18 protein-coding genes and 4 pseudogenes are annotated in these 22994 nt (G+C 69.9%); 14 read left to right on the top strand and 8 right to left on the bottom strand.

The annotated features are described in order from the left end of the window. Positions 1–6: 6 nt before the first annotated feature. Positions 7–627: a hypothetical protein gene (locus tag OHA89_RS01810; protein ID WP_266615936.1), complete on the bottom strand. Its 621-nt coding sequence runs from the start codon at positions 625–627 to the stop codon at positions 7–9. A gap of 46 nt (positions 628–673) precedes the next feature. Continuing rightward, positions 674–934, bottom strand: a complete 261-nt coding sequence (locus tag OHA89_RS01805) for a DUF6444 domain-containing protein (protein WP_353962586.1) — start codon at positions 932–934, stop codon at positions 674–676. Between the two features lie 409 nt (positions 935–1343). On the opposite strand from OHA89_RS01805, the gene OHA89_RS01800 reads away from it, so the two are divergent. From OHA89_RS01800 to OHA89_RS01790, 3 genes are all read left to right on the top strand, one after another. After that, positions 1344–1883 carry a transcriptional regulator gene (locus OHA89_RS01800; RefSeq protein ID WP_214933824.1) on the top strand — a complete coding sequence of 180 codons (540 nt, stop codon included), beginning with the start codon at positions 1344–1346 and terminating at the stop codon, positions 1881–1883. Continuing rightward, on the top strand, positions 1880–3145 hold the full coding sequence (locus tag OHA89_RS01795) for an MFS transporter (RefSeq protein WP_266615625.1): 1266 nt from the start codon (positions 1880–1882) through the stop codon (positions 3143–3145). Before OHA89_RS01800 ends, OHA89_RS01795 begins: the two co-directional genes overlap by 4 nt. Before the next feature lie 85 nt (positions 3146–3230). Beyond that, complete coding sequence (locus OHA89_RS01790; RefSeq protein ID WP_266615623.1) at positions 3231–3881, top strand: hypothetical protein; 651 nt, start codon at positions 3231–3233, stop codon at positions 3879–3881. Positions 3882–4051: 170 nt separating this feature from the next. On the opposite strand, the gene OHA89_RS01785 is transcribed toward OHA89_RS01790, so the two are convergent. Further along, entirely contained in the window at positions 4052–4537 is a 486-nt protein-coding gene (locus OHA89_RS01785; protein WP_266615621.1) for a hypothetical protein, read from the bottom strand. A 308-nt stretch (positions 4538–4845) separates the two neighbouring features. On the opposite strand from OHA89_RS01785, the gene OHA89_RS01780 reads away from it, so the two are divergent. Continuing rightward, a complete protein-coding gene (locus tag OHA89_RS01780) occupies positions 4846–5373 on the top strand; it encodes a hypothetical protein (protein WP_266615620.1) in 528 nt (175 codons plus the stop codon). Positions 5374–5566: 193 nt separating this feature from the next. Here the strand turns inward: OHA89_RS01780 and OHA89_RS01775 are convergent, their stop codons facing one another. Continuing rightward, positions 5567–5908: a HopJ type III effector protein gene (locus OHA89_RS01775; protein ID WP_266615618.1), complete on the bottom strand. Its 342-nt coding sequence runs from the start codon at positions 5906–5908 to the stop codon at positions 5567–5569. Between the two features lie 297 nt (positions 5909–6205). On the opposite strand from OHA89_RS01775, the pseudogene ligA reads away from it, so the two are divergent. Further along, positions 6206–8253, top strand: a pseudogene (gene ligA / locus OHA89_RS01770) (NAD-dependent DNA ligase LigA). Between the two features lie 607 nt (positions 8254–8860). Next, positions 8861–9694 (top strand): PIG-L family deacetylase, encoded by an 834-nt coding sequence (locus OHA89_RS01765; RefSeq protein WP_266615615.1) that lies wholly within the window; start codon positions 8861–8863, stop codon positions 9692–9694. A gap of 582 nt (positions 9695–10276) precedes the next feature. On the opposite strand, the gene OHA89_RS01760 is transcribed toward OHA89_RS01765, so the two are convergent. Then, entirely contained in the window at positions 10277–12595 is a 2319-nt protein-coding gene (locus tag OHA89_RS01760) for an NACHT domain-containing protein (RefSeq protein WP_406364978.1), read from the bottom strand. A 484-nt stretch (positions 12596–13079) separates the two neighbouring features. Between OHA89_RS01760 and OHA89_RS01755 the strand changes: the two genes are divergently transcribed. Continuing rightward, the gene (locus OHA89_RS01755; protein WP_215140860.1) at positions 13080–13520 is read left to right on the top strand and encodes a hypothetical protein; all 441 of its coding nucleotides are present in this window, start codon (positions 13080–13082) and stop codon (positions 13518–13520) included. Between the two features lie 318 nt (positions 13521–13838). Here the strand turns inward: OHA89_RS01755 and OHA89_RS01750 are convergent, their stop codons facing one another. Further along, positions 13839–14879, bottom strand: coding sequence for a hypothetical protein (locus OHA89_RS01750; protein ID WP_406364977.1), 1041 nt, complete (start codon positions 14877–14879; stop codon positions 13839–13841). Between the two features lie 578 nt (positions 14880–15457). Next, positions 15458–16081, bottom strand: coding sequence for a TetR/AcrR family transcriptional regulator (locus tag OHA89_RS01745; protein ID WP_257552395.1), 624 nt, complete (start codon positions 16079–16081; stop codon positions 15458–15460). A 91-nt stretch (positions 16082–16172) separates the two neighbouring features. Between OHA89_RS01745 and OHA89_RS01740 the strand changes: the two genes are divergently transcribed. The 5 genes and pseudogenes from OHA89_RS01740 to OHA89_RS01720 all read left to right on the top strand — a co-directional run. Next, the gene (locus OHA89_RS01740; protein ID WP_406364976.1) at positions 16173–17396 is read left to right on the top strand and encodes an alpha/beta hydrolase family protein; all 1224 of its coding nucleotides are present in this window, start codon (positions 16173–16175) and stop codon (positions 17394–17396) included. A 75-nt stretch (positions 17397–17471) separates the two neighbouring features. Beyond that, positions 17472–17864, top strand: a complete 393-nt coding sequence (locus tag OHA89_RS01735) for a nuclear transport factor 2 family protein (RefSeq protein ID WP_266615606.1) — start codon at positions 17472–17474, stop codon at positions 17862–17864. A 460-nt stretch (positions 17865–18324) separates the two neighbouring features. After that, entirely contained in the window at positions 18325–18648 is a 324-nt protein-coding gene (locus OHA89_RS01730) for a hypothetical protein (RefSeq protein WP_266615604.1), read from the top strand. Positions 18649–19301: 653 nt separating this feature from the next. Further along, complete coding sequence (locus OHA89_RS01725; RefSeq protein WP_406364975.1) at positions 19302–20810, top strand: DUF4246 domain-containing protein; 1509 nt, start codon at positions 19302–19304, stop codon at positions 20808–20810. Between the two features lie 68 nt (positions 20811–20878). Beyond that, positions 20879–21181 (top strand): annotated as a pseudogene (locus OHA89_RS01720) (transposase family protein); the annotation flags it as partial. A 75-nt stretch (positions 21182–21256) separates the two neighbouring features. On the opposite strand, the pseudogene OHA89_RS01715 reads toward OHA89_RS01720, so the two are convergent. Beyond that, positions 21257–21349: pseudogene (locus OHA89_RS01715) on the bottom strand (transposase); the annotation flags it as partial. Between the two features lie 376 nt (positions 21350–21725). Between OHA89_RS01715 and OHA89_RS01710 the strand changes: the two are divergent. Next, a pseudogene (locus tag OHA89_RS01710) lies at positions 21726–21812 on the top strand (transposase); the annotation flags it as partial. 911 nt (positions 21813–22723) lie between these two features. Next, entirely contained in the window at positions 22724–22951 is a 228-nt protein-coding gene (locus OHA89_RS01705) for a hypothetical protein (protein ID WP_406364974.1), read from the top strand. Positions 22952–22994 lie beyond the last annotated feature (43 nt).

Genomic DNA, 22994 nt, shown 5'->3' with positions numbered 1-22994 from the left:
TCCTCCTCAGCCACGACCGGTACGGGCGGTCAGCGTCCAAGGCTGGTTCACCGCCAAGCTCCACCTGAGCGCGGACGCCGCTGCCGCCAGCTGTCCCTGATTGGCGCGCAGGGACATCGAGCAGACTGCACCCAGTTCAAACCGGTGCTGGAGAAGATCCGCGTCCCCCCGCCCGGGCTGGGCAGGCCCCGCAAGAAGCCGGACAGTATCGCTGCGGACAAGGCCTACAGCCAGGCTGATCAGATCGCCCTCCCAGTGACCAGGGATCGCGCGGTCGGCGGCTTCGGCGGGCCGGTCTCTGATCATGACCATCGGGTCGCGGAAGCCGGGTGCCCCCGAAAGGCTGATCGAGGTCTCGTCGGTGCCGATCACCGCCGCGCGGCGCAGGGCCTGCTTGAGGTGTGCCTCGAAGTCGGCCAGGCGCTTGTCCAGGCGGGTCAGGCAGCGGTCGACGAACCCGGTGGAGAAGGGGATGTTGAGCAGGCCCTCGATCAGTTTCGCGGTGCGCTCGGTGCTGATCTGCCGTCGGCGGCCAGCAGCGTGGCGAACGCCCGTAGGTTCGGCCCGTAGCAGGTCGGGCCGTGTGCCCCCGCCGGAGCCGGCGCGGCGGCGGTGACCGTCCCGCACGCACACCGCCGCCGCGCCAGGTGCAGCTCGGTGACCTGCTGTTCAATCAGCGGGATGTCGAAGACCTGCACGGCACGGAGCCTGCATCGACCTCGTTCCGCCAGCGAGTTGTGGCAGCCGGCGCACTCCACGGGGTCGATCCGCTCGATCCGGTCGGGCTCGGCCACCATCTCCACTCCAGCGCCCGGCCCACTCGGCCCTTCTGCACGCCGGGCCTGCGCTCCTTGGACCGCTCCCGCTGCGAACGCCCCGCCTTCTTCTCCAGCGGATCCGACGACGGCGGCTTGCTGCTGTTGGCTGAAACCAGCTCTCAGACCCATCTCGGCGCGGGCCGCCACCACCCGGTGGCGGCCCGCCCTGTCGTGTGTCAAGGGCGTCCGGGTCGACAACCCCCTGCTGCTCCTGGCGGACGATGAGGAAGGGGTGGATCGCCTGTCCGGCTGGGTGTGGAAGCCGACGCCGAAGCGCTGGAGGAGTTGGGGGAGGGGTCGTACGGGATGACCGTCAGGCAGTGCAGAACCAGTTTCTTGACGAGTCAACGGCTCGGGCGGTGCAGATGAGCTTCCGCGACTGGTGGAGCGAAGGCGCCCGGATGCGGGTTGAGCAGGTCGAGAAGGAGGGTGCAGGAGCGAAGGCCTCACGTGCTGGACAGCCGATTCCGGAAGCCCGAACAAAACCCCTTGCCTAATGGTCAAGAAGTGTTGACCATTAGGTGCATGCCTACCGATGATCTTCCCGAGACGTTCCACGTCACCACTGACGAGCAGCTACGAGCCGTTTCCAATCTCACGCGTCACCGGATCATGGCCGTGCTCCGCTTCGAGCCCGCGACGATTACGCAGATCGCCGAGCGAGTGGGCCTGGCGAAGGGGAGTTCCAGCTACCACGTACGGCTGCTGGAGCGGGCCGGCCTGGTGAAGGTGGTACGAACGCGGAAGGTCCGGGGGGTCACCGAGCGGTACTACGCAATGGCCGCGCGGGCGATCGTGCTGCCGGATCCGGGCGAGGGAGGCCCGGATGTGCTGATGCGGCATGCGGTGGCGGACCTGGAAGCAGCGCCGGTGGATGGCGAGCGGCACGTACGGATGGCGCATCTGCGGCTCACCGAGGAGCAGTTCGCGGAGCTGGGTGCACGGCTGCAGGCACTGGCGGACGAGTACCGAGAGCTGTCCGATCCGTCGCTGCCGGACGCGTCACTCGTCTTCGCACTGTTCCACCCGGCACCGCGCGAGCAGGCCGAAGGGGACGCCAAGTGACTTCAGACGTCCGGAAGTTGCCGACCGGGTTCGGACGGCTGTGGACTGCGCAGACGGTGTCCTCGCTCGGTGACGGGGTGACACATGCCGCGCTGCCGCTGCTCGCGTTGACGCTGACGCGGGACCCGATGGCGCTCGCCGTCGTCACGGCCGCCGGAACCCTGCCGTGGCTGCTCTTCGGAGTGCTCGGCGGTGCGCTGGTGGACCGCTGGGACCGCCGGCGCACGATGTGGGTCGCGGACGCGGCGCGTGCGGTACTGCTCGCGATACCGGCGGCAGCGGCCGCGCTCGACGTGCTGAGCATTCCACTGCTCGCGGCCGTCGCCTTCCTGCTCGGCCTCGGCGGACTCTTCTTCGACACGGCCGCCACGGCCTATCTGCCGAATCTGCTCGGCCGCGACCCCGCGCTCCTGGAGCGCGCCAACTCCCGTCTGCGCGGCACCCAGACCGCCGCGTCCGGCTTCGCGGGGCCGCCCGCGGGCAGTGCTCTGCTCACGCTCGGGCGGGCGGTTCCCCTGCTCGCCGACGCGGTGTCCTTCGCGCTCTCCGCACTGCTCGTACGGTCGCTGCCTGCCGCACCCCGGCCCGTACCGGAGGCCCGTGAGTCGCTGCTGCGGCAGGCGCGGGCCGGCGCCTCGTACGTCTTCCGGGATCGGCTGCTGCTCGGGCTCGCGCTGCGTCCGGCGGTCGGGAACGTCGCCTTCCTCGCCGTGGAGACCGTACTCGCCCTCTTCGCGCACGATCGTCTCGGAATTGACACCTTCGGCTTCGGCCTGCTCCTCACGGCGGAGGCCACCGGCGGTCTGCTCGGCGCGGGCATCGCCTCCTTCCTCGGCCGACGACTCGGCACCGGCACCGCGCTTACCTGCACGGCCGCAGTCGAGGGACTCGCCATCCTGGGCCTTGCCGTCGCCCCGAACCCGTACGTCGCCGGCCTCGCGCTCGCCATCTGCGGAGCGGCCATGGGCGCCACGATGGTGCTCGCTCCCTCCCTCCGACAGGCGATCGTCCCCGCCCACCTGATGGGCCGGGTCGCCTCCACCTCCCGCATGCTCGCCATGTGCGCCGCCCCGTTCGGCGCCTTCCTCGGCGGCTGGCTGGCCACCACCTACGACGTACGCACCCCGCTGTACGCCGCCGCCGGCCTCCTCCTCACCATGACCACCGTCACCGCGACCATGACCAGCAACCGCCAGGTTGAGGCGGCGCTGCGCGCCGCCGCCCCGGCCGATGATCGAGCACACGTAGCTGGGCGCGGGTGAGGTGGTGGAGGTCGGCGGTGAAGCGGGGGAACGTCTCGAAGGTCGGCACGAAGCCTTCTCCAGGAAGCACGTAGCCCCCCAGTGCGTGCCGGTGGTGCGCGGCCTCACGGCGGACTACCGCCTCTACACCGCCCGCCTGGCCCTGACCGACCCGCAACCCACTCGCCGTCGGCAGCCCACGGCCGCACCCGACCCAGACCAGCCGCCCCCGGCCAGCCCCGGCGACCGCGACGCGCTCCAGCTGCCGCTGGAGGCGGGGGAGTGGGACATCCCAAGCGTCCCGCTGCGCTACGACCGCGCGGTCATCGCCACCACCATGCTGGCCGCCCAACTGCGCACCGCCCGCGCCATGTACGACGTCACCGCGCACCAGCAGGCCGCGATGCCCGAGCAGCTCCTCGTGCCATTCCCGGAAGCCAACTCCGAGGCCGACCGCCTGGACGACGAGCCGCAGACGAGCCGCAGACGGGCCTCGGCCTGGCGGCGGTGCGGGCCCTGCAGAAGTCCCGCACCGACGTGGAGCAGCTGCGTCACCTCACGGACTCCGTCACCGAGATGGTCGATCGAGGCCGCGCGCTCACGAAGCGATACGCCCACCAGGCGCGTCCCGTACCGCATCCGGTGCGTGAGGGCGACGAGCGGGCCCGCCGTCCCGTACGTCCCGGCCCGCCCCCAGGCCGAGAGGCCGGCCACTGAGTGGCTTTGTCAGCGGGTCGGACGCGGCGATCCGCCGTGATTCGCGGCAGGGGTTCTCGAACCGCACGACCCTTCTGCCACTGCTGGGCACATCAGTGGGAAACCACAGGCAGGAGGGCGATACAGTGCGTTTCGGGTCAACGGTGGCGTTTTGGTTCCGCAGTTGATGGACCGCTGCCAACCCGCTGCGTCGGCTGGTGACTCTGCACCTCACAGATTGGCGCTGGCGGCGCACCGCCTGCGGCTGCTGCGCGTAGCGGAGACCGTGGCGATGGTCCAGGCCGTCACCCACACGGCTCCGACAAGCAATGCCGCGAGCGCGGTGGGCATGTGGGGAGGGGTGGCACCCAGGCCCGGTGCCAGGCCCGCCGCGCGGGCGCCGAAGCCGAGAACGCCCGCTCCCACCATCGCGATGCCCGCCCAGGAGACGACGAGCGCCGGCCAGCGGACCAGCGGGGTCCCCGGCAGGCGGACGAGGAGCAGCGCAACGACGGCCATCAGCAGACCGAGGGCCGCGTTGGCCAGTTGGGCGGTCTCGACGTCGGCAACGGCGGCGTAGGCCTCAGCCGGCGCGGGGAAGCCCGGCATGCCCAGCTCGCCCGCCCTCGCCAGGTCCACCTTGCTGACGGTGTAGGCGAGAGCGCCGAGGCTGGCGGTGAGGGCTGCGGCCAGTTGCTTCTTGTGGGATCGGGGCATGGGTTCATCCTGCGGTGAGCAGCGGCCGGGCCACCTCCTCCGCTCGTACCGACTCCCTCCCCCGTCTGGGGGAGGGAGTCTGGCTCTGACCCACCTGGCCGACCGACCCCACGCTCCCAGGTGCCGCCATTTCTCATCGACATCCGCCAGCATCCAGCCAAGGGGGCGACGGCTGCGGCCAGGTAGCAGCGGCAGGGTTCATCCCCGCATGTGTGGTTATGTCCCCCTGGCACGTGGGTGCAGCTCGGCGTCGGCACCTGCTCACGGCGCATGCAGGGATAGCCTCTCGGCCGCCGGTGGGCAGGTCGGTGGGCGACGAGATGGGGGAAGAAGAGTCGCTGTCGTGTGAACGGCACAATGGTTCCGTGGGCGTCCCGGTCAAGATCTTCAGACTCTTCAGTTACCAGCCTTGCGGGCACGAGCTGCTGGTGCGTGTTGTCCGGCCGGCTGCCTCGAACGCTGATCAAGGGGCGTTGGATGCCGCCGACGACGTCGCCGACTCGGCGACGGAACGTCTTTGCACCTGGTGGGAGCAGTGGCGCTTGCAGCCCGAGTGTCCACACCAGCACACGTCGAGCCTGGTCGCTGAGATGCAGGAGGAACCGGTCGGGGAGGACCTCTTCGGCTCGGGTCGTCGCGGGCTCGGGGTATGGGTAGCGAGGACGAAGTACGGCGCGCCGTGGATGGTCCTCGGGACCGCGTCGACCGAAGCGGAGTTCTGGCAACAGGTCCAAGTCGACTCCGTCCTTCTCGATCTCGGCCCCCTGGCGCCCGCCGAACTGCGCCACGTCTATTTCCTCACCGACGAGGACGGCCCATCCAGCTGGCAGTCTTGACGGACCGCCAGCGGATTGGCTGACCAGGGCGAACCTGGGGAATCGTCTGGGCGCGCATAGCCTGGCTTCGGCAGGCCCCGGCCCGAATCCGCGCTGCCGCTGTAGGCAGTGCTGCCGTCGACTGCGGCACGAGGCGAGGCTTTCCGGACGGGGTGGTGGAGGTGACTTTTGGTGCTCGCCCGGAGTTCGCTGTTCAGCTCTTGCGGGCCAGCGGTTGCCCGGCGAAGCGCACCCCTGCCAGGCCATGGGCCATGAGGTTGCGGATGTTGCCGTGATCAGTGTCGTTCGGTGTCGCCAGCACACTGCGATAGTGCTCACCGAATGCAAGCAGCGCCTCCTGGCCGCTCAGCCCTTCCAGCAGGGCCAGTCCCAGCGTCTTGCAGGAACCCTCGTTCTCACCTGCGGCATTTTCCAGTTCCCCGTTGCGGAACGCCTGCGGCTGGTATTCGTAATGTGCGGTGATGAAGGCCAAGGTGTCGGCGAACTCGTGCTCACCTGACGCAAGGCTTGCCCGCAGCGAGTTCAGATCAGTCATGTCGGTTCCCCTGGGTTGAACGGACGAGCCGATTGCCGTCCGTGACCGGAGGACAATAGCCCCTTGAGGCCATCCGGTAGGAATCGGGCCACATGTCGGAACGAGGGGCATCTCCGCAGGTCACGGGGTGCGTCTGTGTGACCCGTCGAGAGCCGGTTTCGGTCCGGGCGATCGATTTCGAGGGCGGTGCTGATCAGCACACCGTTGCCGTTCCCCGCCCTGTGCCGCAGGGCGGCTCGGTTGCGTGCCGCGGCAAGGCGGGGTCGGTCGGCGAGGTTGTCAGTGCGGCGCAGGATGATGACCCGCATGACCGAAAACAGTGCCCTGCTCTCTCCTGCCGCCTACGTGGAGGCCGTGGCCACCGCCGTGGCGGCGTCGGCCGCGTACTACGGCGACGGGACCACCCCGCTAGGTGACGACGAGTACGACGGACTGCTGCGCGCCATCGCGGCCTACGAGGAGGCCCACCCGGACGAGGTGCTTGCCGAGTCGCCGACCGGGAAGGTGGCGGGCGGGGCTGTGCAGGGTGACGTGCCGCACTCGGTGCCGATGCTCTCCCTCGACAACGTCTTCGACGCGGACGAGCTCGCCGAGTGGGCCGCAGGGCTGGAACGGCGTCTCGGGCACCCTGTGGCCGGGTGGTGTGTGGAGCCGAAGCTCGACGGTCTCGCGGTGGCCGCCCGGTACCGGGGCGGTCGGCTCGTTCAGGTCCTCACCCGCGGCGACGGCTTGGCCGGCGAGGACATCACCCACGCTGCCGACGCCGTCCTCGGTCTGCCTCCGGTACTCACCGAGCCGATCGAGGTCGAGTTGCGCGGCGAGGTGCTGCTGACGACCGCACAGTTCGAGGAGGCCAACCGGATCCGGCTCGCCCACGCGGCCACGCCCTTCGCGCACCCGCGCAGCGGAGCGGCCGGCACCCTGCGGGCCAAGAACCGCCCCTACCGGATCGAGTTGACCTTCTTCGCCTACAGCGCGATCGGCCTGGACGACCTCGGCCACGTCGCTCTGCTGGAGAACCTGGCCGCGCTCGGCGCGAACACGGCCGCCAGCACGGCCGCCGCCCCGATGCGATGCGAGACCGTGGAGCAGGTGCAGGAACGTATCGACGTGATCGCCGGCCTGCGCGGAGACCTGCCGTTCGGGATCGACGGTGTCGTCGTCAAGGCCGACACGGCCGAGGACCAGCAGCAGGCAGGCAACGGCTCGCGCGCCCGAGGTGGGCGGTTGCCCGGAAACTGGCGGCCGAACACAAGGTGACGCGCCTGCTGGCGGTGGAGTGGAACGTCGGCCGGACCGGGATCATCGCCCCGCGCGCTGTTCTGGAGCCCGTGGTCATCGACGGGGTGACGGTCACCTACGCCACGCTTCACAATCCGTCTGACATCACCCGTCGCGGGCTCATGATCGGCGACCAGGTGTTCGTGTACCGGGCCGGCGACGTGATCCCCCGGGTCGAGGCACCGCTGGTCGACCAGCGCACCGGCGCCGAGAGCCAGATCGTCTTCCCCGAGGCGTGCCCCCGCTGTGGCGACGCGATCGACACCTCCGAGCAGCGGTGGCGGTGTGTGCGCGGCCGGAGCTGTCAGGCCGTGGCCTCGGTGATCTACGCGGCTGGCCGGGACCAGCTCGACATCGAAGGTCTCGGCGGCACGCGCGCGATCCAGCTGGTGGAGGCCGGTCTGGTCAAGGACGTCGCCGACCTGTTCACGCTGACCCGCGAGCAGCTCCTCGGTCTGGAGCGGATGGGTGAGACCAGCGCCGCCAACCTCCTGGCCGCGATCGAGACCGCCCGCGGGGCTGTATTGAGCCGCGTGTTCTGCGCCCTCGGTGTCCGTGGGACCGGGCGCACGATGTCCCGCCGGATCGCCGCGCACTTCGGCTCGATGGCCGCGATCCGGGCCGCCGACGCGGACACGCTGGCCGGGGTCGACGGCATCGGCACCGAGAAGGCCCGCGGCATTGCGGCGGAACTCCTCGAACTCGCCCCGCTCCTCGACAAACTCCAGGCGCAGCAGGTCGGCATGCAGGTCACCGAGCCGCAGAAGCCCGCGACCGACGCGAACGACGGCGAGGAATCGGCGGACGGCCCGTTGGCCGGACAGGCCGTCGTGGTAACCGGCTCCATGACCGGCCCCCTTGCGGTGTTGTCCCGCAACGAGATGAACGAGTTGATCGAGCGGGCCGGCGGAAAGGCATCGTCGTCGGTATCCAAGCGCACCACCCTCGTGGTGGCGGGCGAGAAGGCCGGCTCCAAGCGCGCCAAGGCCGAAGAACTGGGCATCCGCATCCTCGACCCCGAGGAATTCGCCGTCCTCGTCGCCGGTCTCCTCCCCACCACCTAACAAACCGCCGCCCAGCCCTCGGCACGGCCCCCATACCGCCGGGGTGACAGCCGTGTCTGGGACAGCCCGCCTGATGCCGAGGACGGCGAGTGGGAGGAGCAGGGGGAGATCGACTACGAGTCAGTCACGGGCGATGTGGCGGTGTGGGGGAGCGGCCGTGCCGAGGAGCTGATCCGGCTTGGCCGCGGCGGTATGTGGCGGGTCCGGGTCCGCTGCGCGGGCAGGGCTGAGGTGGAACGTGTGACGCGGGACGAGGGCACGGCGTACGGGGTGGAGCGGTACGTGATCGATCGGCACCGGTCTGGTCGCCCGGGATGGGCAGGACAGAGAGGTTGTTCTTCTCGACGTGCGGGTCGAACTCGTCGTGCTCCCCGCCGACGCGGGGTGGTCCCCGTGCATGAGTACCTGGTGCCCGCGCTACATCAAGCAGCCGCGGCGGGAACAGCCGGGCCGGTCGGCGCGGTTGCATCGACGAGGGGCCGGCGCCGCACGGCGGGGAACACGGAGGCCACAAGGTCGTCCGCGCCACCAGGATCCAGGCCCCCAAGATCGCGGTACGCCCGCCGCGCACTCGGACCAAGAAGTATTTCTGCAGGAGGATTTTTTCATGACTGACCGCCCTTTGACGCTCATGGCAGTGCACGCTCACCCCGACGACGAGGCGACCGGAACCGGAGGGGTCCTCGCGCGGTACGCGGCGGAGGGCATCCGCACGGTTCTCGTGACGTGTACTGACGGCGGTTGCGGTGACGGACCGGGGGGTGTCAAGCCGGGCGATCCCGGGCACGATCCGGCGGCCGTCGCCTTGATGCGCCGTCAAGAACTCGAGGCGAGCTGTGACGTCCTGAAGGTCAGCGATCTGGAGATGCTGGACTATGCCGACTCCGGGATGATGGGCTGGCCGAGCAACGACGCCCCCGGATCCTTCTGGCAGACCCCCGTGGAGGAAGGCGCCGCCCGACTCGCGGAACTCATGCTGCACTACCGGCCCGATGTGGTCGTCACCTACGACGAGAACGGCTTCTACGGCCACCCCGACCATATCCAGGCCCACCGCATCACGATGGCGGCGCTGGAGATGACCGCGCTGACACCGAAGGTGTACTGGACGACGATGCCCCGCTCGGGAATGCAGCGGTTCGGGGAGATCATGCGCGAGTTTCATGAGGACATGCCGGAGCCGGATCCTGCCGAGGCCGCCGCGATGGCTGAAATCGGCCTCCCCGACGATGAGATCACCACGTGGGTGGACACCACCGCGTTCAGCGGTCAGAAGTTCGACGCGCTGGCCGCGCACGCCAGTCAGGGCGAGAACATCTTCTTCCTCAAGATGGGCAAGGAGAGGTTCGGCGAGTTGATGGGCATGGAGACCTTCGTACGTGTCAAGGACGCCACCGGTGCGGCCGTACCCGAGAACGATCTCTTCGCGGGACTGCGCTGATCCGCCCGTCCGGCCGGGGCCCGGGAAAGCTCATCGGCCGCACGGCCCGATCGAGCGGGCCCGGGAGCTCCCGGCCGCCGGCGGCTCCCTGCGGATTCTGCCTCCCGGTGCCGTGCCCGCACAGGCCGATGCCGCCGCCCCGGTAGTCCCGCCCGGGCGCCCGCTGAGCCGGTACGGCGGCCGGCGCCGGACGGCTACCGCCGCGCGGTCGCCGCGCACCGTGGGGCAGCGCCCGCCCGGCGGGCGGACACGGCATCGAGGACGCGGTGGAGCGGCAGACCCGGGAGGGCGCGGCGTCCTGTGGCGTGCCCCGACTGCGTACTCATCCTGCTCTGTCCTGCGTACCTGGTCAGAGCCGTGCACGCGGGAAGGGTTAGGCGGATCACCAGTTGCCGCGAGGGCGTTCGGCGCCGAGCTGGACCTCGCGCCGGCATTCGCGGCAGTCCGGCAGGCCGCGCACGATTCGGCCTTCCTTCTTCCGCCCAGCTGAAGCTGCACAGGTACCTGAGGAGGTGCCAGGAGGCGCCGGCGTCACTCCGCCCATCAGCTGACGGAGATGTGCGGGTGCGGGTGCGGGTGCGGTCACGGCAGGGCGGGCCGGCCGGAACGCGTGTCGCTGTCCGGGGCGGGGCGGGGGGTCGGGACCATGTCGCGGTGGGCGAGGCGCTGCTGGAGACGGGCATGGCGGAACTGGTAGACGGGGCCGACCTGCCGCAGGACGCCGAGGCGGTGGGCGTCGTCGAGGAAGGCCTGGAGGCTCCAGGGGAGTTGGCCGCGGGCGGCGAGCAGCAGGCGGGCGGCGGTGTAGTACGGCCAGGCGCGGGCGGCGAGGGCGAGCACCAGACCGGTGGGTCCCATGCTCAGCAACAGGCCGACGAACTCAGCGGCCTCTGCTTTGCCCTGCAGCACCAGGAGGAGACCGCACGGCATGGTGACGAGGAGGGGTGCCGCGCAGCAGCCGACGAGGGTGACGAGGCGGTCGGCGCGGACGGTGGCGGCGGGGTGGAGGCGGTCTCGTACGGTCGTCGTGCCGCGGGTGAAGTACAGCATGGCCTGGCCGGTGCCGAAGAGGGCGCCGAGACCCAGGCCGTACGCCCAGAGCGGGACGGCGGACCGGGCGGTGGGCCCAGCTGCGCCCGTGGGGTGCACGACGAGGCCATAGGCCCAGAGGGCGACCGCGGTGAGGAGCGTCGTGCCGACGACGAGGAGCGCGGCCCGCGCGAGGCGGCGCGACCGGTGTGCCGGGGTGAGCGTGCCGCGGCTCGGTACGGGCGGCGGTGAGGGGTGTCCGGACGGGTACAGGACGAGGAGGAAGGAGAAGCCGAGGACGCACACGCAGCCGATCGCGTACCAGGCCCGCTCCACTCCCGGGACCGGGTCGACCGTCATCCCGGGAACGGCGAAGGCCAGTCCGCCCAGAGAGGCGGTGAGGGCGGGGCCGGCCGGGCGGGCGGGGATCCACACGGCGGTCAGGCACGCGCACCACACGCCGACGGCGGCGGACCGTACGTACCACTCGGCCAGGCCCGGCTCCGGCGGCGGAACCCCTGGCAGGGAGCGTGCGACGGCACAGCCCAGCAAGGTGAGGACGACGAGGGCGGCGGCCAGGGCGGTGGCGCGGGAGCAGGCGCGCGCGATCGTGGGAGTGTCGTCGTACAGCCGCCACCAGGCGAGGTCATAGCTGCGCCGCCGCGCCATGCCGGAGGCGAGGCGGGTGAGGTGGCGGTGGGCGTCCTCGGGGCCCCAGCGGCGTGCGGGGTCCCGGCGCCGGGCGCGTTCGTATGTGACGGGTACGACGGCGTCCAGGAGGTGGTCCTCGACGGCCTCCTTGGTGGTGAGGGGCAGCAGCACCGAGGGGTCGCCGGTGCCCTCGGCGTACACGGTCCGGGCGAGGGCCACACTCAGAGGGCTGGTGAGGGCCTGCGCGAGGGCGCCGTCGGGGTGGTCCCGCAGGTGTTCCGCCACGTGGTCCCAACGGGTCCGGGAAGGTCCCGCCGCCGTGGCGAGGCGCAGCTGTTCGAGGGAGGCCGCGGCATGTAGTGCGGCGGGCTCGATCACCGCGGCGCCGGTCAGCGGGCCCGCCCCGGCCACGGCGGCGGCGAAGGCCTCGGTCCGGCAGGTCAGGACCAGGGGTGCGTCGGGGTCGAAGGCGTCCTTCAGCGCTTTCAGAACAGCTTGTTGGGCCGCCTCTGGGAGTTCGTCCAGCCCGTCGACGACCGGCAGGATCCGCCGGCCGTCGAGGAGGTCGTCGAGGGCACTCGGGCCGTAGGCGTCGGCGTCGGTGAGGGCTGGGTAGTCGGCGGCGATCCGGCGGCGCAGCCATACGGTGCCGTTCTCCCGGTCCGGGTCGAAGGAGGCCGCGGTGAGCAGCACGGGCACCGGATCGTCCTGACCGCGGGCGCCGAGCAGGGCAAGCGCCAGCAGGACCGCGAAGGTGGTCTTGCCCGACCCCGCCGGACCGAGCACGACGAGCCGGCGGGGGCGGGGCGGCGGGCCCAGGAGCGCGGCCAGTTCATCGGGCTGGTCCACCCGGCAGGAGACCGGGCCGCCGATCAGCGGGGAGTGTCCCCGCAGGTCCTCCCGTGGAGAGTCCGACCAGGTCACGGGGAGAGGCAGGGGGGTGTATAGGCCGCGCAGCCGCGCCTCCTCGCGCCACTGCGCCTGGACCAACCGGGCCAGGGCGTCCTGGGCCTGCGTCAGCTGGTCGCCGTGGGAGCGCGCCCGGCCGGGTGAGCGGCGCCAGGCCCACACCGAGAGCGCGCCGAACACGCTGAGGACGGTGGCGAGGACGGATGCGGCCGTCGAGACGACCTCGGCGTCCTGCACGCCCCACAGCACCGCCAGTGTCAGGGCGACTGCCCCGCAGAGCCCCCAGGTCACCCTCCAGCGCCCGTAGCGCATGCCGTTCCCCCCCGTCTCCCGGCGCCGGTCTCCCGGCGGTCTTCGCGTCCAGCACGTTCAGAACATCCAGCCGGACCAACGAGGTGGTTCCGGGCGGGGGCACGGAAACCGGGGGAGCGGCGGGGGCGTTCGGGGGCAGAGCGCGCCCGGCCCGTGGTCGGCGTAACGAAGACGGACCGTGCCCCGCGCATTGCGGAGGGGGCCGGCAGCTATGCTCTCTGGTCGCCGAGTCGGGCAAGCCCTGGTGATCGTGGGCAAGCCACCCTCGAACGGGGGCTTGCCCACGGCCGCCGCAGCGCGCAGAACTGGAACTGCACCACGGCGATGTCTCGCGCTGCGGCCGTAGGGGGAGCCGGCCTGGCCCGCGTCGTGCCTGTGGTCGGGACGCTAGTCGGCCAGGCGTCGCAGCCCTGTTCGCCGGTGTTGAGACCTTGCCGGGGGCCCCTGGTGCGCGGGTGGCGGCCGGGCAGGCTAGTTTGCTCGGATGAGTCTTCTTGATGATGTGGCCGAGCGCGACGGCTGGCGGTGCTGGGTGTGTGACGAACCGGTCGACCCCGACGAGTCGGTGAACGACCCGCGGGGGCCCAGTGTCGACAGCCGGACGGCCGACCGGAAGGCCAAGGTGGCCGAGCGGCTCGCGCACCGCGGGTGCAACACCCGCAAGGGTGCGGTCAAGGTGGTCATCGCCTGGCCGGAGCGCCTGTACGTAGTCGAACCCGCGCCGCTGATCGCCGTTGCCGAGAGGCTGGAGCGCAAGGGTGGCCGCGAGATGGTGGGCCGTTGCCCGACCAGGAAGGACGCCCAAGAGGCGGCGGATTGGCTGGTGGACCGGTTCTCCCGACTGGTACCGGGAATGCCGGTGACCGCCGACATCCAGGCGGGCGGCGGCCAGTTCCTCGTCATCCTGGCCACCGGCCGCCGCTGATCGGGGGTCACCCGCACACACTCGCGTCGAGATGGCGGTCATCTGACCATCCAACGCCGCAGAGCCTGGCCAACCAGCGTGCGAAGGCACGGCGCCTCCCGCAACCCGCGCCGGTTGTGGGGCCCATCAAAGCGTGGACTGTCCCTTTGCCCAGGTCAGCCCCCGTGGGGGAGCCTCCTCCGGAAAATGACACCTCTTCCCACGCAGTAGCCGTGGGAAGAGGAACGGTTCACTTCCCGGCCGGCGGAGGATGCGTACGCCACCAGGGGTACCTGCTGGACTGGGAGTAGGACGAGCGCCGAAGCGGCCCCGTACCGTTCAGCCCTCCCAGTCCTCGTCGTCGCCGCCGCGCATGGTGCGCCATCCCTCGAGGTCTTCCAGCGCCTTGCGCGCCAACTGGGCGTACTGCACCGGGCACTCCCACAGCTCGCGGGCCGAGAGCTCGGCGGGCACGGGGGTGTCGGGGTGGTCCTCCGGCGCGTACAGGTGGACCACCGCGCGGTACCGGGACTGCACGGTGGAGTCGGCGGTGGACCAGGGGTGCTGCGGATGTTCGCAGGAGACGTCCAGGTCGATGGTGGCGAGCGCGGCGGCCAGGTCGCGCGCGTACGAGGGCGGCAGACCCTCGTACGTCTGGGCGATGCCCATCCACAGGCACAGGAACAGGCCGATCCGCTCCTCGTCCCGCGCCTGCCCGGTGAGCCATCGGCGGGCGGACCACAGGGCGACCGGGCCGGTGTTGTCCTCCCAGCTACGGCTGATCGCCTCCTGCATGGCGACGAGGTCGAGGCGGCCGTCGTCCCGGACGAACTGCGCGTCCAGATGGGAGACGTCGATGCCGCCGAAGAGCTCCTGGTACGCCTCGCGCAAGCGGCCCAGGGCCTCATCGGCGAGGTCCGCGAGGAACCCGTCGCAGTCGAACACCGCCGGCTCTTCCTCGTCGAGACCGTAGTCCTCGGCGAATGCGGCCCGTCCGGCCTCGGTCAGCATGCTCACCCCCGCCTCGACCTGGTACTCCGAGTCCAGTTCCGCGGGGTGGGCGCCGGCCGGGCAGGTGCATGAGGCCCGGTCCAACTGCGCACGGAATCCGTCCAGGGCCTGTATGTACGACGCGAACAGGGTCTTGCTGAAGATGCGTGCGCTGACGTACCAGCAGGTGGCATGCAGGAGGATCGTGTACCCGGTCCGCTCCCGGCGGCCCTCCGGGGTGGCGTCGCGGCCGAGCGCTTCCGCCGCGTCGCCGGCGAGGACGGCGAGGGTCGATTCGGGATCCGCATAGGGGTAGTCGCTGACGATCCCGGACAGGTCGGAGATCAGTTCGCGGTGGTCGGCAGGCAGCATGGGCGTCGCTTCAGTCACATCCGTAACCGACGATTGCGCAGGTCGGACGGTTCCCGGACGCTCGTGACTGATGGCCCGGGCTCGGTCCTGAGTCCGGAGGGCGGGGGCCGCCGCGCACGGCGTTGCACCCGACGCTGCCCAGTGCGCGGCCAACTTGCTGCCGGGCTGGCGGGCCTCACGGCTGCGGCGGCGCGAGACTGCCGTCTTCCGCCTGACAACTGTTCGGCGCCGGCGCCCCGCGGATCGGGGCGAAGGCATCGTGCTCAAGGCATGGTGCTCAGGGCATGCTGGTGAGTGGCCAGGGGTTTTGGGCGTTGCGTCGGATCGCCGCGCGTATGTGGACCATGGCCAGGATGGCGCTCATGTGGGTCTTGCCCTCGGTGTACCGGACGTGACTCTTGCAGAACCAGAGGGCGTTCTCGGGATGCCCCTCGTGATCGAGAGGTGGCGCTATCGCACGGAAGTACACGAGCGTGAAAGTCTCGTAGCCGTGGTCCCTGAGTGACGCGTTGCAGATCGCGCAGTACGGGGGCATCACAGCTGGTCAACTCCACTCCGCCGGACGAATCATGATCGCAATCCTACGTTCGTCCTGGTCACGAGCGCCCGTCTCGCGCCGCCTCTCGGTCTCGCAGCTGCGGCGTGATCGTGCTGCCGAGGAGGCGGTCCACGAGGAGTTCTGGGTAGCCGGAGGCCGGCGGGTCGATGCCGAAGATCGCCCGCAGGTAGAGCGGCGCGACGAGCTGGTCGAGGATCTGGTCGAGGGGTGGGGGGACCTCGCCGCGGGCGGTGGCGCGGTCGCGGATGCGCTCGATGGCGCCGATGCGGCGCTCGAACTGTTGCGCGCGCCCCTCCTGAGCTGTGGCGCTGCCTGGCATGGACAGGGCGACGGCGCGGATGAGCAGTCGCCCTTCGGGGGTGCGGATGCTCGCGACGCCCGCTTCGGCCCATGCTGTCAGGTCGCCGCGCAGGGTTCCGGTGTCGGCCAGCGGCCAGTCTCGTTCGAGGCGGGTGACGACCACGTCGGCCAGCAGCGCCTCCCGGCTGCCCCAGCGCCGGTAGACGCTGGTGTGGTTCACCCCGGCGCGCTGCGCGACCGCCGGGATGGTGAGGTCCGCGCCCTCGGGGTCGGACAGCAGGTCGATGACGGCCTGGTGGACGGCTGAGCGGACCTGCTCGGGGCTCTTGCGGAGGCGCGCGGCCGGTTGTTTCGGAGTCACCCGCACATCGTAAGCACATCTATTTGCTTATGGGGGCCGGCAGGGTCTACAGTCCTGCCGTACGCACAGATCTGTGCTTAGGGAGAGTGTGATGAAGCCGCTGCTGTTCCCCGACAACCCCCAGTTCTGGTACGAGACCCTGCGCTCGATGAGCCATATCGCCTACGGGGGCGCCGACTTCGGTGAGGTCGTCTCCACCAGCGCGCGTATCAAGGAAGGCGACTACGACAGCTGGCACGAGGAGTGGACGGCGACCGCCGACCGGGTGGCCGCCGAGGCCCAGCGGGCCCTGGACGCGGGCCACACCGTCAGCGCCCGGGACGGATTCCTGCGCGCCTCGAACTACTACCGGTCGGCGGAGTTCTTCCAGCACGGCCACCCGTGCGATCCCCGCCACGACCACACCTACGGCCGCAGCGTGGCCTGCTTCCGGGCCGCGGCCGCGCTCTGCGCGCCCCGCATCGAACCGGTCCGCATCCCCTACGAGGACACCACCCTGCCCGGCTACCTCTATCGGGCCGACGACACCGGCACGCCCCGCCCGACCCTGATCATGCACAGCGGTTTCGACGGCACCGCCGAGGAACTCCACTTCAGCGGCGCGCTGGCCGCCGTGGAGCGCGGGTACACCGTCCTGACCTTCGACGGCCCAGGGCAGCCCGGCCCCCGCCACCACCAGGGCCTGGTCTTCCGCCCGGACTGGGAGAACGTCATCACCCCGGTCGTCGATTTCGCCGAAACCCTCCCCGAGGTCGACAGCAGCCGCATCGCGCTCCTCGGGAGCAGCATGGGCGGCGTACTCGCCCCCAGGGCAGCAGCCTTCGAGCACCGCCTCGCCGCCCTGATCGCCGTCGACGGCGTCTACGACCTCGGCCAGATATCCACCCGCCACATCCCCGGCGACCGCGACCAGGCCGAACGGCTCCTGCGCGCGGATTGCGCCCCCGAACTCGACGCACGCCTCGAGCAGATCACGGCCCAGGACGCCACCGCGCGGTGGGCGATCAACCACGGCATGTACGTGATGGGCGTCGACACTCCCCGGGCCTTCAGCGCCTCCTACCTCGACTACACCCTCGGCGGCGGCATCGCCGAGCTGATCCAGTGCCCCACCCTCGTGTGCGACGCCGCCGAGGACGAGTTCTTCAAGGGCCAGCCCGAGCAGCTCTACGAGCACCTGACCTGCCCCAAGACCCTGATGCTGTTCACCGCAGAGGAAGGCGCCGGCGCTCACTGCCACCCCGGCGCCATGCGCCTGGCCCTCGCCCGCATCTACGACTGGCTCGACACCACCCTCGCCACCGTCGCCCGATAGCCCGTCCGGCACCGGCATTTGCCCTGTCATGCAGACCCGGTCTCCCGGACCGCCTCACACCTCAAGGAAGCCCCGATGAACCGCACCTGTATCGAAGCCGCCCTCAACGACCTGCTCTTCAACCACGACATCACCCTGGAGAAGGCCGCCGACCGCCACTTCACCCCCGGGTACCGCCAGCGCACGGACGGCCAGTGGGCCGACCACGCCGAGTTCCTCGACCACATCCGCCACCTGCGCGGCATCGTCGCCGGCGGCAAGGTCGAGGTCCACGACGAGCTCTACGACGGCAACAAGTACGCCGACCGGCACACCTGCCACATCACCAAGAACGACGGCACCACCGTCAGTATGGAGGTCTACGTCTTCGCCGATCTCGCCCCCGACGGCCGCTTCCACCGCATCGAGGAAACCACCCTGATGCTGAGCGGCTCCGACGCTGACCGCAACATCGGCAGCGCCCGCTGACCCCCCACCATGCCGACTGCCGGCCCCGCCCGCATCCGGCCCCCGCTCCGCCGACACCACCGTGGCCGCGCCCGGGTGCGATCTCTCGGTTTCGTGACGGTGGTGTGAGAGGCAGTGCGGGTTTGTGCGTTGGTGCTGGTCGGTGGCTGTTTCGGTGTGTGGGGTCACTGCCACGAAGGTGAGAGATCTGGGGTGTCCCTACTGTCATCGGGCGATAGACGTGCAGCTCGTGTACTGACACGGAGGCGAGAGATCGCATCTGGGTCCCCTTCAGCGACGCCCCTCCCGTCGGGTAGAGACCGCCCGGTTCCGCGCCTTCATGGACACCGTCCACGAGCTGCGTTGAACGTGTTCAGAAAATCTGACAGCATGGCGTCCGGAAGGGCCTGCCAGGCCGGGGGGACGTGGATCCGTCTGCCTTCGGCACGAGTTGGCCATGAGATCCGGAGGTCGGTACGACATGATCATCGCCTTGTTCGTCTTCTTGTTCCTGTTGTTCCTGGGCCTGATAGTGGTCGTCGCGCTGGGCCTGCTCGTCGGGTATGCCTTCGTCGCTGTGAGCGGCAGGCTGTCGCTCGCGGCGAGGGTTTCGTTGCTGGTTGCCCTGGCGGTGGGTACGGCGGCGCTGTGGCTGTGCCTGGGGGAACCCGCCAGCGTCCTGCTGCCGCTGGCCATGTTGGTGTCGTTCCTCGCGACCCTCGCTTCGGGAGCCATGTTCCTCGGGATCGAAGCCCGGAAGCGGCGCGCACTCCGCCACCCCGCCCCGGCATGGCAGAGCTGGTAGCCGCCCGCCCCCGTTTCCACCCGCCGCCCTGCGGCCGCGGCCGCCTTCACCGGGACCCTGCCCGCCCGTGCGGCCTCTTCACGCCCAGCTTGCCCAGCCCGCCGGGGCGGCGGACGTGGTCAGCCACTGCTCGACCGGCCGGTCGAGCACGGTTGCGTGCCGCGGGGCGGCGAGTGTCCCGTGCAGCTCGTAGTGCAACCAGCCCCACCGGCGGGTAGTCGGCGTGGCGTGTGTGTAGGGCTCGCTTCTCTGCCGACAGCCCAGAGTCCCCGTCTACCGCGCCCAGTTCAATGTTCGAATTCAGGGGCGAGTCGGCTCAGTCCATCCAGGTGGCCGGTCTGCTGCGCATCGCCTGGCGGCCATCCCCGCCGAACGGCTGTGGGTCAACCCCGGCCGGGGGCCTGAAAACCCGAGGCTGGCCCGAGACCCGTGTGTGCTTGGAGAGCCTGGTGGCTGCCGCCTGCGACGTCCACGCCGGCCTCACCGGCGACAACGCCTGACCCGCGCGGTCCCGGGGGCTGGACATCCCACGGTGTCCGGCCCCGGGCGGGGGCGACCGCGATGGTCGTCCCCGCTCGGGGGCCGCTGCTGTGGTGTCAGTGGGCCGGGCTATTCTTCCGGGCACCGCACACCGATCGTGAGGACCACCAGAAGTGACCGGCCTGCCCGCCTTCCCGCTGCCTTTCCAGACCTCCCGTTCCCCGGCGTTCGCGACGCCCCGGACGCTGCGGGAGCTGCAGATGATGCAGTGCAGCTCGCACCTGCGCGCCAAGCCCGTGTGGTTCGACAAGATGAACGACGCCGACATCGTCGCCAGATGGACGCAGGAAGCGGTGGCGCAGGGTCTGACCGAAGCGCAGGTGCGCTACGTTCTCGCCGAGCTGGGGCACTACGCCGCGTTGCGGGACGCGCACACTGGCATCGAGGTGTCCGCGGTCGACGGGGTCTGGCAGTCGGACACCCTCGTCGACGAGCAGCTCAGGTCCCGGTTGCGTGAGGCGGTCCGGGTCCTGGAAGAGGTACCCGAAGCGGAGCGGGACTGGCATCCCGGATCCGGCGGCCAGGTGTTGGATCTCGTGCACCCCTCACTGTTCTGCCTGGTGAGGGAGGTGAGCGGAGGGCCCGAGCGGGCCTGGCAGAACCCGACGAACCACTACTCGAAGTACGAGTTCTCGGAGAGGTTCCAGTGGCTGCCCACGGACGTCGACGTCAGTGACGACGGGGCCGTCACCTTCCGCTCGTACGTCAATAACGTCCACCCCGAGGCGCATCGTGCACTGGCGTCCGTCCTGCCGGACGTGTTCGCGCGCCTGCGCCCGCTGTTCGAGAATGTGCTCACCGATCTGCGGCACCCGCGAGCCCTGCGGATCGAGGCCGATCCCTACGGCTGGTACGACTCGGAACCGGAGTATCCGCGCCAGTCTTCCTACAGTGACAACGCGACCTACATGGATGCCCGCGCTGTCTGGGAAGAGGCCTATGAGGCCTGGTGGGAGAACCGCCGCCCGATCGTCCCGGACGCCCCGGCCTTCAGCCCGCCTGCACTGCCCGACGCCTCTGCCCGGGTCGACCTGCGCGGCCGTCGGCTCCAGGTCATCGTCAAGCTCGCCACCGTCCACCTCACCCCGGACAAGCCCGAATACCCCGGCGGTTCCTGGCACGTCGAGGGCATGCTGAACGAGCGGATCGTCTCGACCGGCATCTACTACTGGGACAGCGAGAACATCACCGAGAGCCGGCTGGGATTCCGGACCGCACTCGACGACCCGCACTATGAACAGAACGACGACGCCGGGCTGCGCGAGGTCTATGGCCTTCAGGACGAAGACGCGCTGAACCAGGTGCTGGGCTCGGTACCGACCCCGTCGGGCCGCTGCCTGGTGTTTCCCAACGTCCTGCAGCACCGCGTGGACGCGTTCCGCCTCGCGGACCCCACCCGCCCGGGACACCGCAAGATCCTCGCGTTCTTCCTGGTCGACCCGGCGGAGCAGATCGTCTCGACCTCCGACGTACCGCCGCAGCAGCCCTGGTCCGACACATCGAGCATGACGCTCGAGCAGGCCAAGACGTACCGCGAAGAACTCATGAAGGAAAGGAAGTTCTTCGTCGACGAACACAACGAGCAGCTCTACGAAAGGGAGTTCTCCCTCTGCGAGCACTGAACCGCGGGTGCGGGGACCCGGTCAGGGCGGGGTGAGACCGCGTACGCCTGAACGTCCACCGATCGAGAATGACGCTCCGTCAGGTCCATGGTGGTCTCTGCCGTGGTCGGCTGTGGACGGTGATGGTGCTGGTCATGCTGACCGATTCATCGTTCTGGGACGCGATCGTGTTCGACGGGATCGACGACGTGGATGTCGAGGCGGTGACGGCTGTGTCCGGCACGGTCGAGGTGGTAGCGAGAGGGCGGGCGGCCGGGGCGAAGTGTCCGGACTGCGGCCATTTCTCGGAGCGGGTGCACGACCGCTACGAGCACAAGCTGAAGGATCTTCCGCTCGCTGAGCAGGGGTTCGTTATTTGGTTGGTGGTCCGGCGTTTCATCTGTGGGGCGGCGGATTGTCCGCGTCGAACGTTCGCCGAGCCGTTCTCGCGGTTGGCCGCCCCGTACTCGAGGCAGGAACAGCCTCCACTGGAGCGGGCAGGAGGCGCAGTCGGTCGCGGCATGAACACTGACCGCGACCTGACGGTTAGAACGAGAACCAGGAAGCCGGGCGGCGCCTCGGCGCCTGGTACGACAATGACCGGATCCTGAGCCATGACCCGTTCATCGTCGTGATCGGCAGCTGACCGGGACGGAATTCAGCCTGAGTCAGCCATACTGCCAGCCAGGTCTCCACACGGGCCGCAGTGATTCACCCAGCCAGTGGAAGTACAACGGTGACACGAAGTTCGACCTGTGGTCGCTGGCACCGAGGCTGCCCGATGTCGCGAACGGCGATCAGATTGCCACGGGCCTTTTCACCCCGGTACTCGAGTTCACGCTCCCCGGCTACTCCCAGCTCATCCCCTCCGAGGGCGAGCAGGGGGAGATCCGCTTCGACAGCGCCGCCTACAACGTACGGGCCAAGGCGGGCTTCGACGACGTGCCGCTGCCCAAGGACGGGAGAATGCCAGTCGGGGTGGCCCCGCAGTACTGCGGAGCCCTGGGCAAACGCGCGTCCTGCGCGCCGGACCACGAGGCATCGCTTGCCGGAGGAGCGGTTGACCAGCTCTCCAGACGGACCGACGCCCGAATCACCTGGGGCGGCACTTGCAGATACACCATGCCGGGGGCGGAAAGGAGCCACTTCGTGCGATCCGCGTGCGGCGAATACGTATCGACGCTCGTATCGACCAGCCCAAATATGCGATAACTCGGAGAAACCGTAGTCTCGAAACCATCCAGCAGCCTGCTCAAGGGTCACCTCACATGTCATCAATCGAGTCGCGAGTAGCAGTATGCCCTCGGATGCGTGGAGGGCTTTGTGCGCGGTGAGCCGATGCGGGCGCCGACGAGGTGCGCAGTCGAGTCTCACGAGTCCGCAGGCAACGAAGACCAGGACGGTGGCCTCCGGCCCGCGTCACCCCACCCCACGATTGGTTTCTGGGCTGGCTCGCCTCACCGACTACGACGCAGACGACGAGTGCGTTGCCATGGGCGAAGGCCATTTCGGCGATGGCTACTGAAGTCTGACGGGTCAGCATCCTCGGCGTGTACCGGAACGCCTCCCTGGACGGCTGGAACGGGTACCAAGGGTGGGGCGGCAGCGGGTCGTCCCGCTCCACCGACCAAGTTGCGGACGGCTTGAGTAGGCGCGGTCTGCGGGCCGAGAGCGCTGCTGTTCCAGAACGGTCCCGAGCGGTGACCTGGTGGTCGGTGTAGTGCCGTTTCGGCGGTGAACCCATGTCCCCGGCCGGGTGAACCGCGTCGCAGGGTCCTGTTGCTGATGGTGTGTGGGCCGGTGCAACCGGCTCATCATGATCATGATCATGATCATGATCATGATCATGAGCCGGAGCCGTAGTCGCGGCCGCTGCTGCGCTTGCCCTGTCCCTGCCTGCTACGACCGCGCACGCCGCGGAAGAGGGGCGTGCGGTGCCGCAGGCCCTGCCGATCGGGGTTGCGGTGTCCGCGCTCCCGGTCGCGGTCGAGGACCGGACCGGTTACCGGCGGACCTCCTTCAAACACTGGAACACCGGCGACCTTCCGAACGACGGCTGTAACACCCGTCAAGAGGTCCTGCTGTCCGAGGCCGTGGAGTACCCGGCCATCGGTCCGGGCTGCGCGCTGAGCGGGGGTGTGGGGTGGTCGTACTACGACTGACCGTTTCCGACCTGGTCAGCGATGTGCAGCCGTCGCTTGCTCT

The organism is Streptomyces sp. NBC_01546, assembly GCF_045208355.1.
In the GTDB taxonomy this organism is placed as follows: Bacteria; Actinomycetota; Actinomycetes; order Streptomycetales; family Streptomycetaceae; genus Streptomyces.
This window is presented reverse-complemented; position numbering and strand designations above follow the sequence as displayed.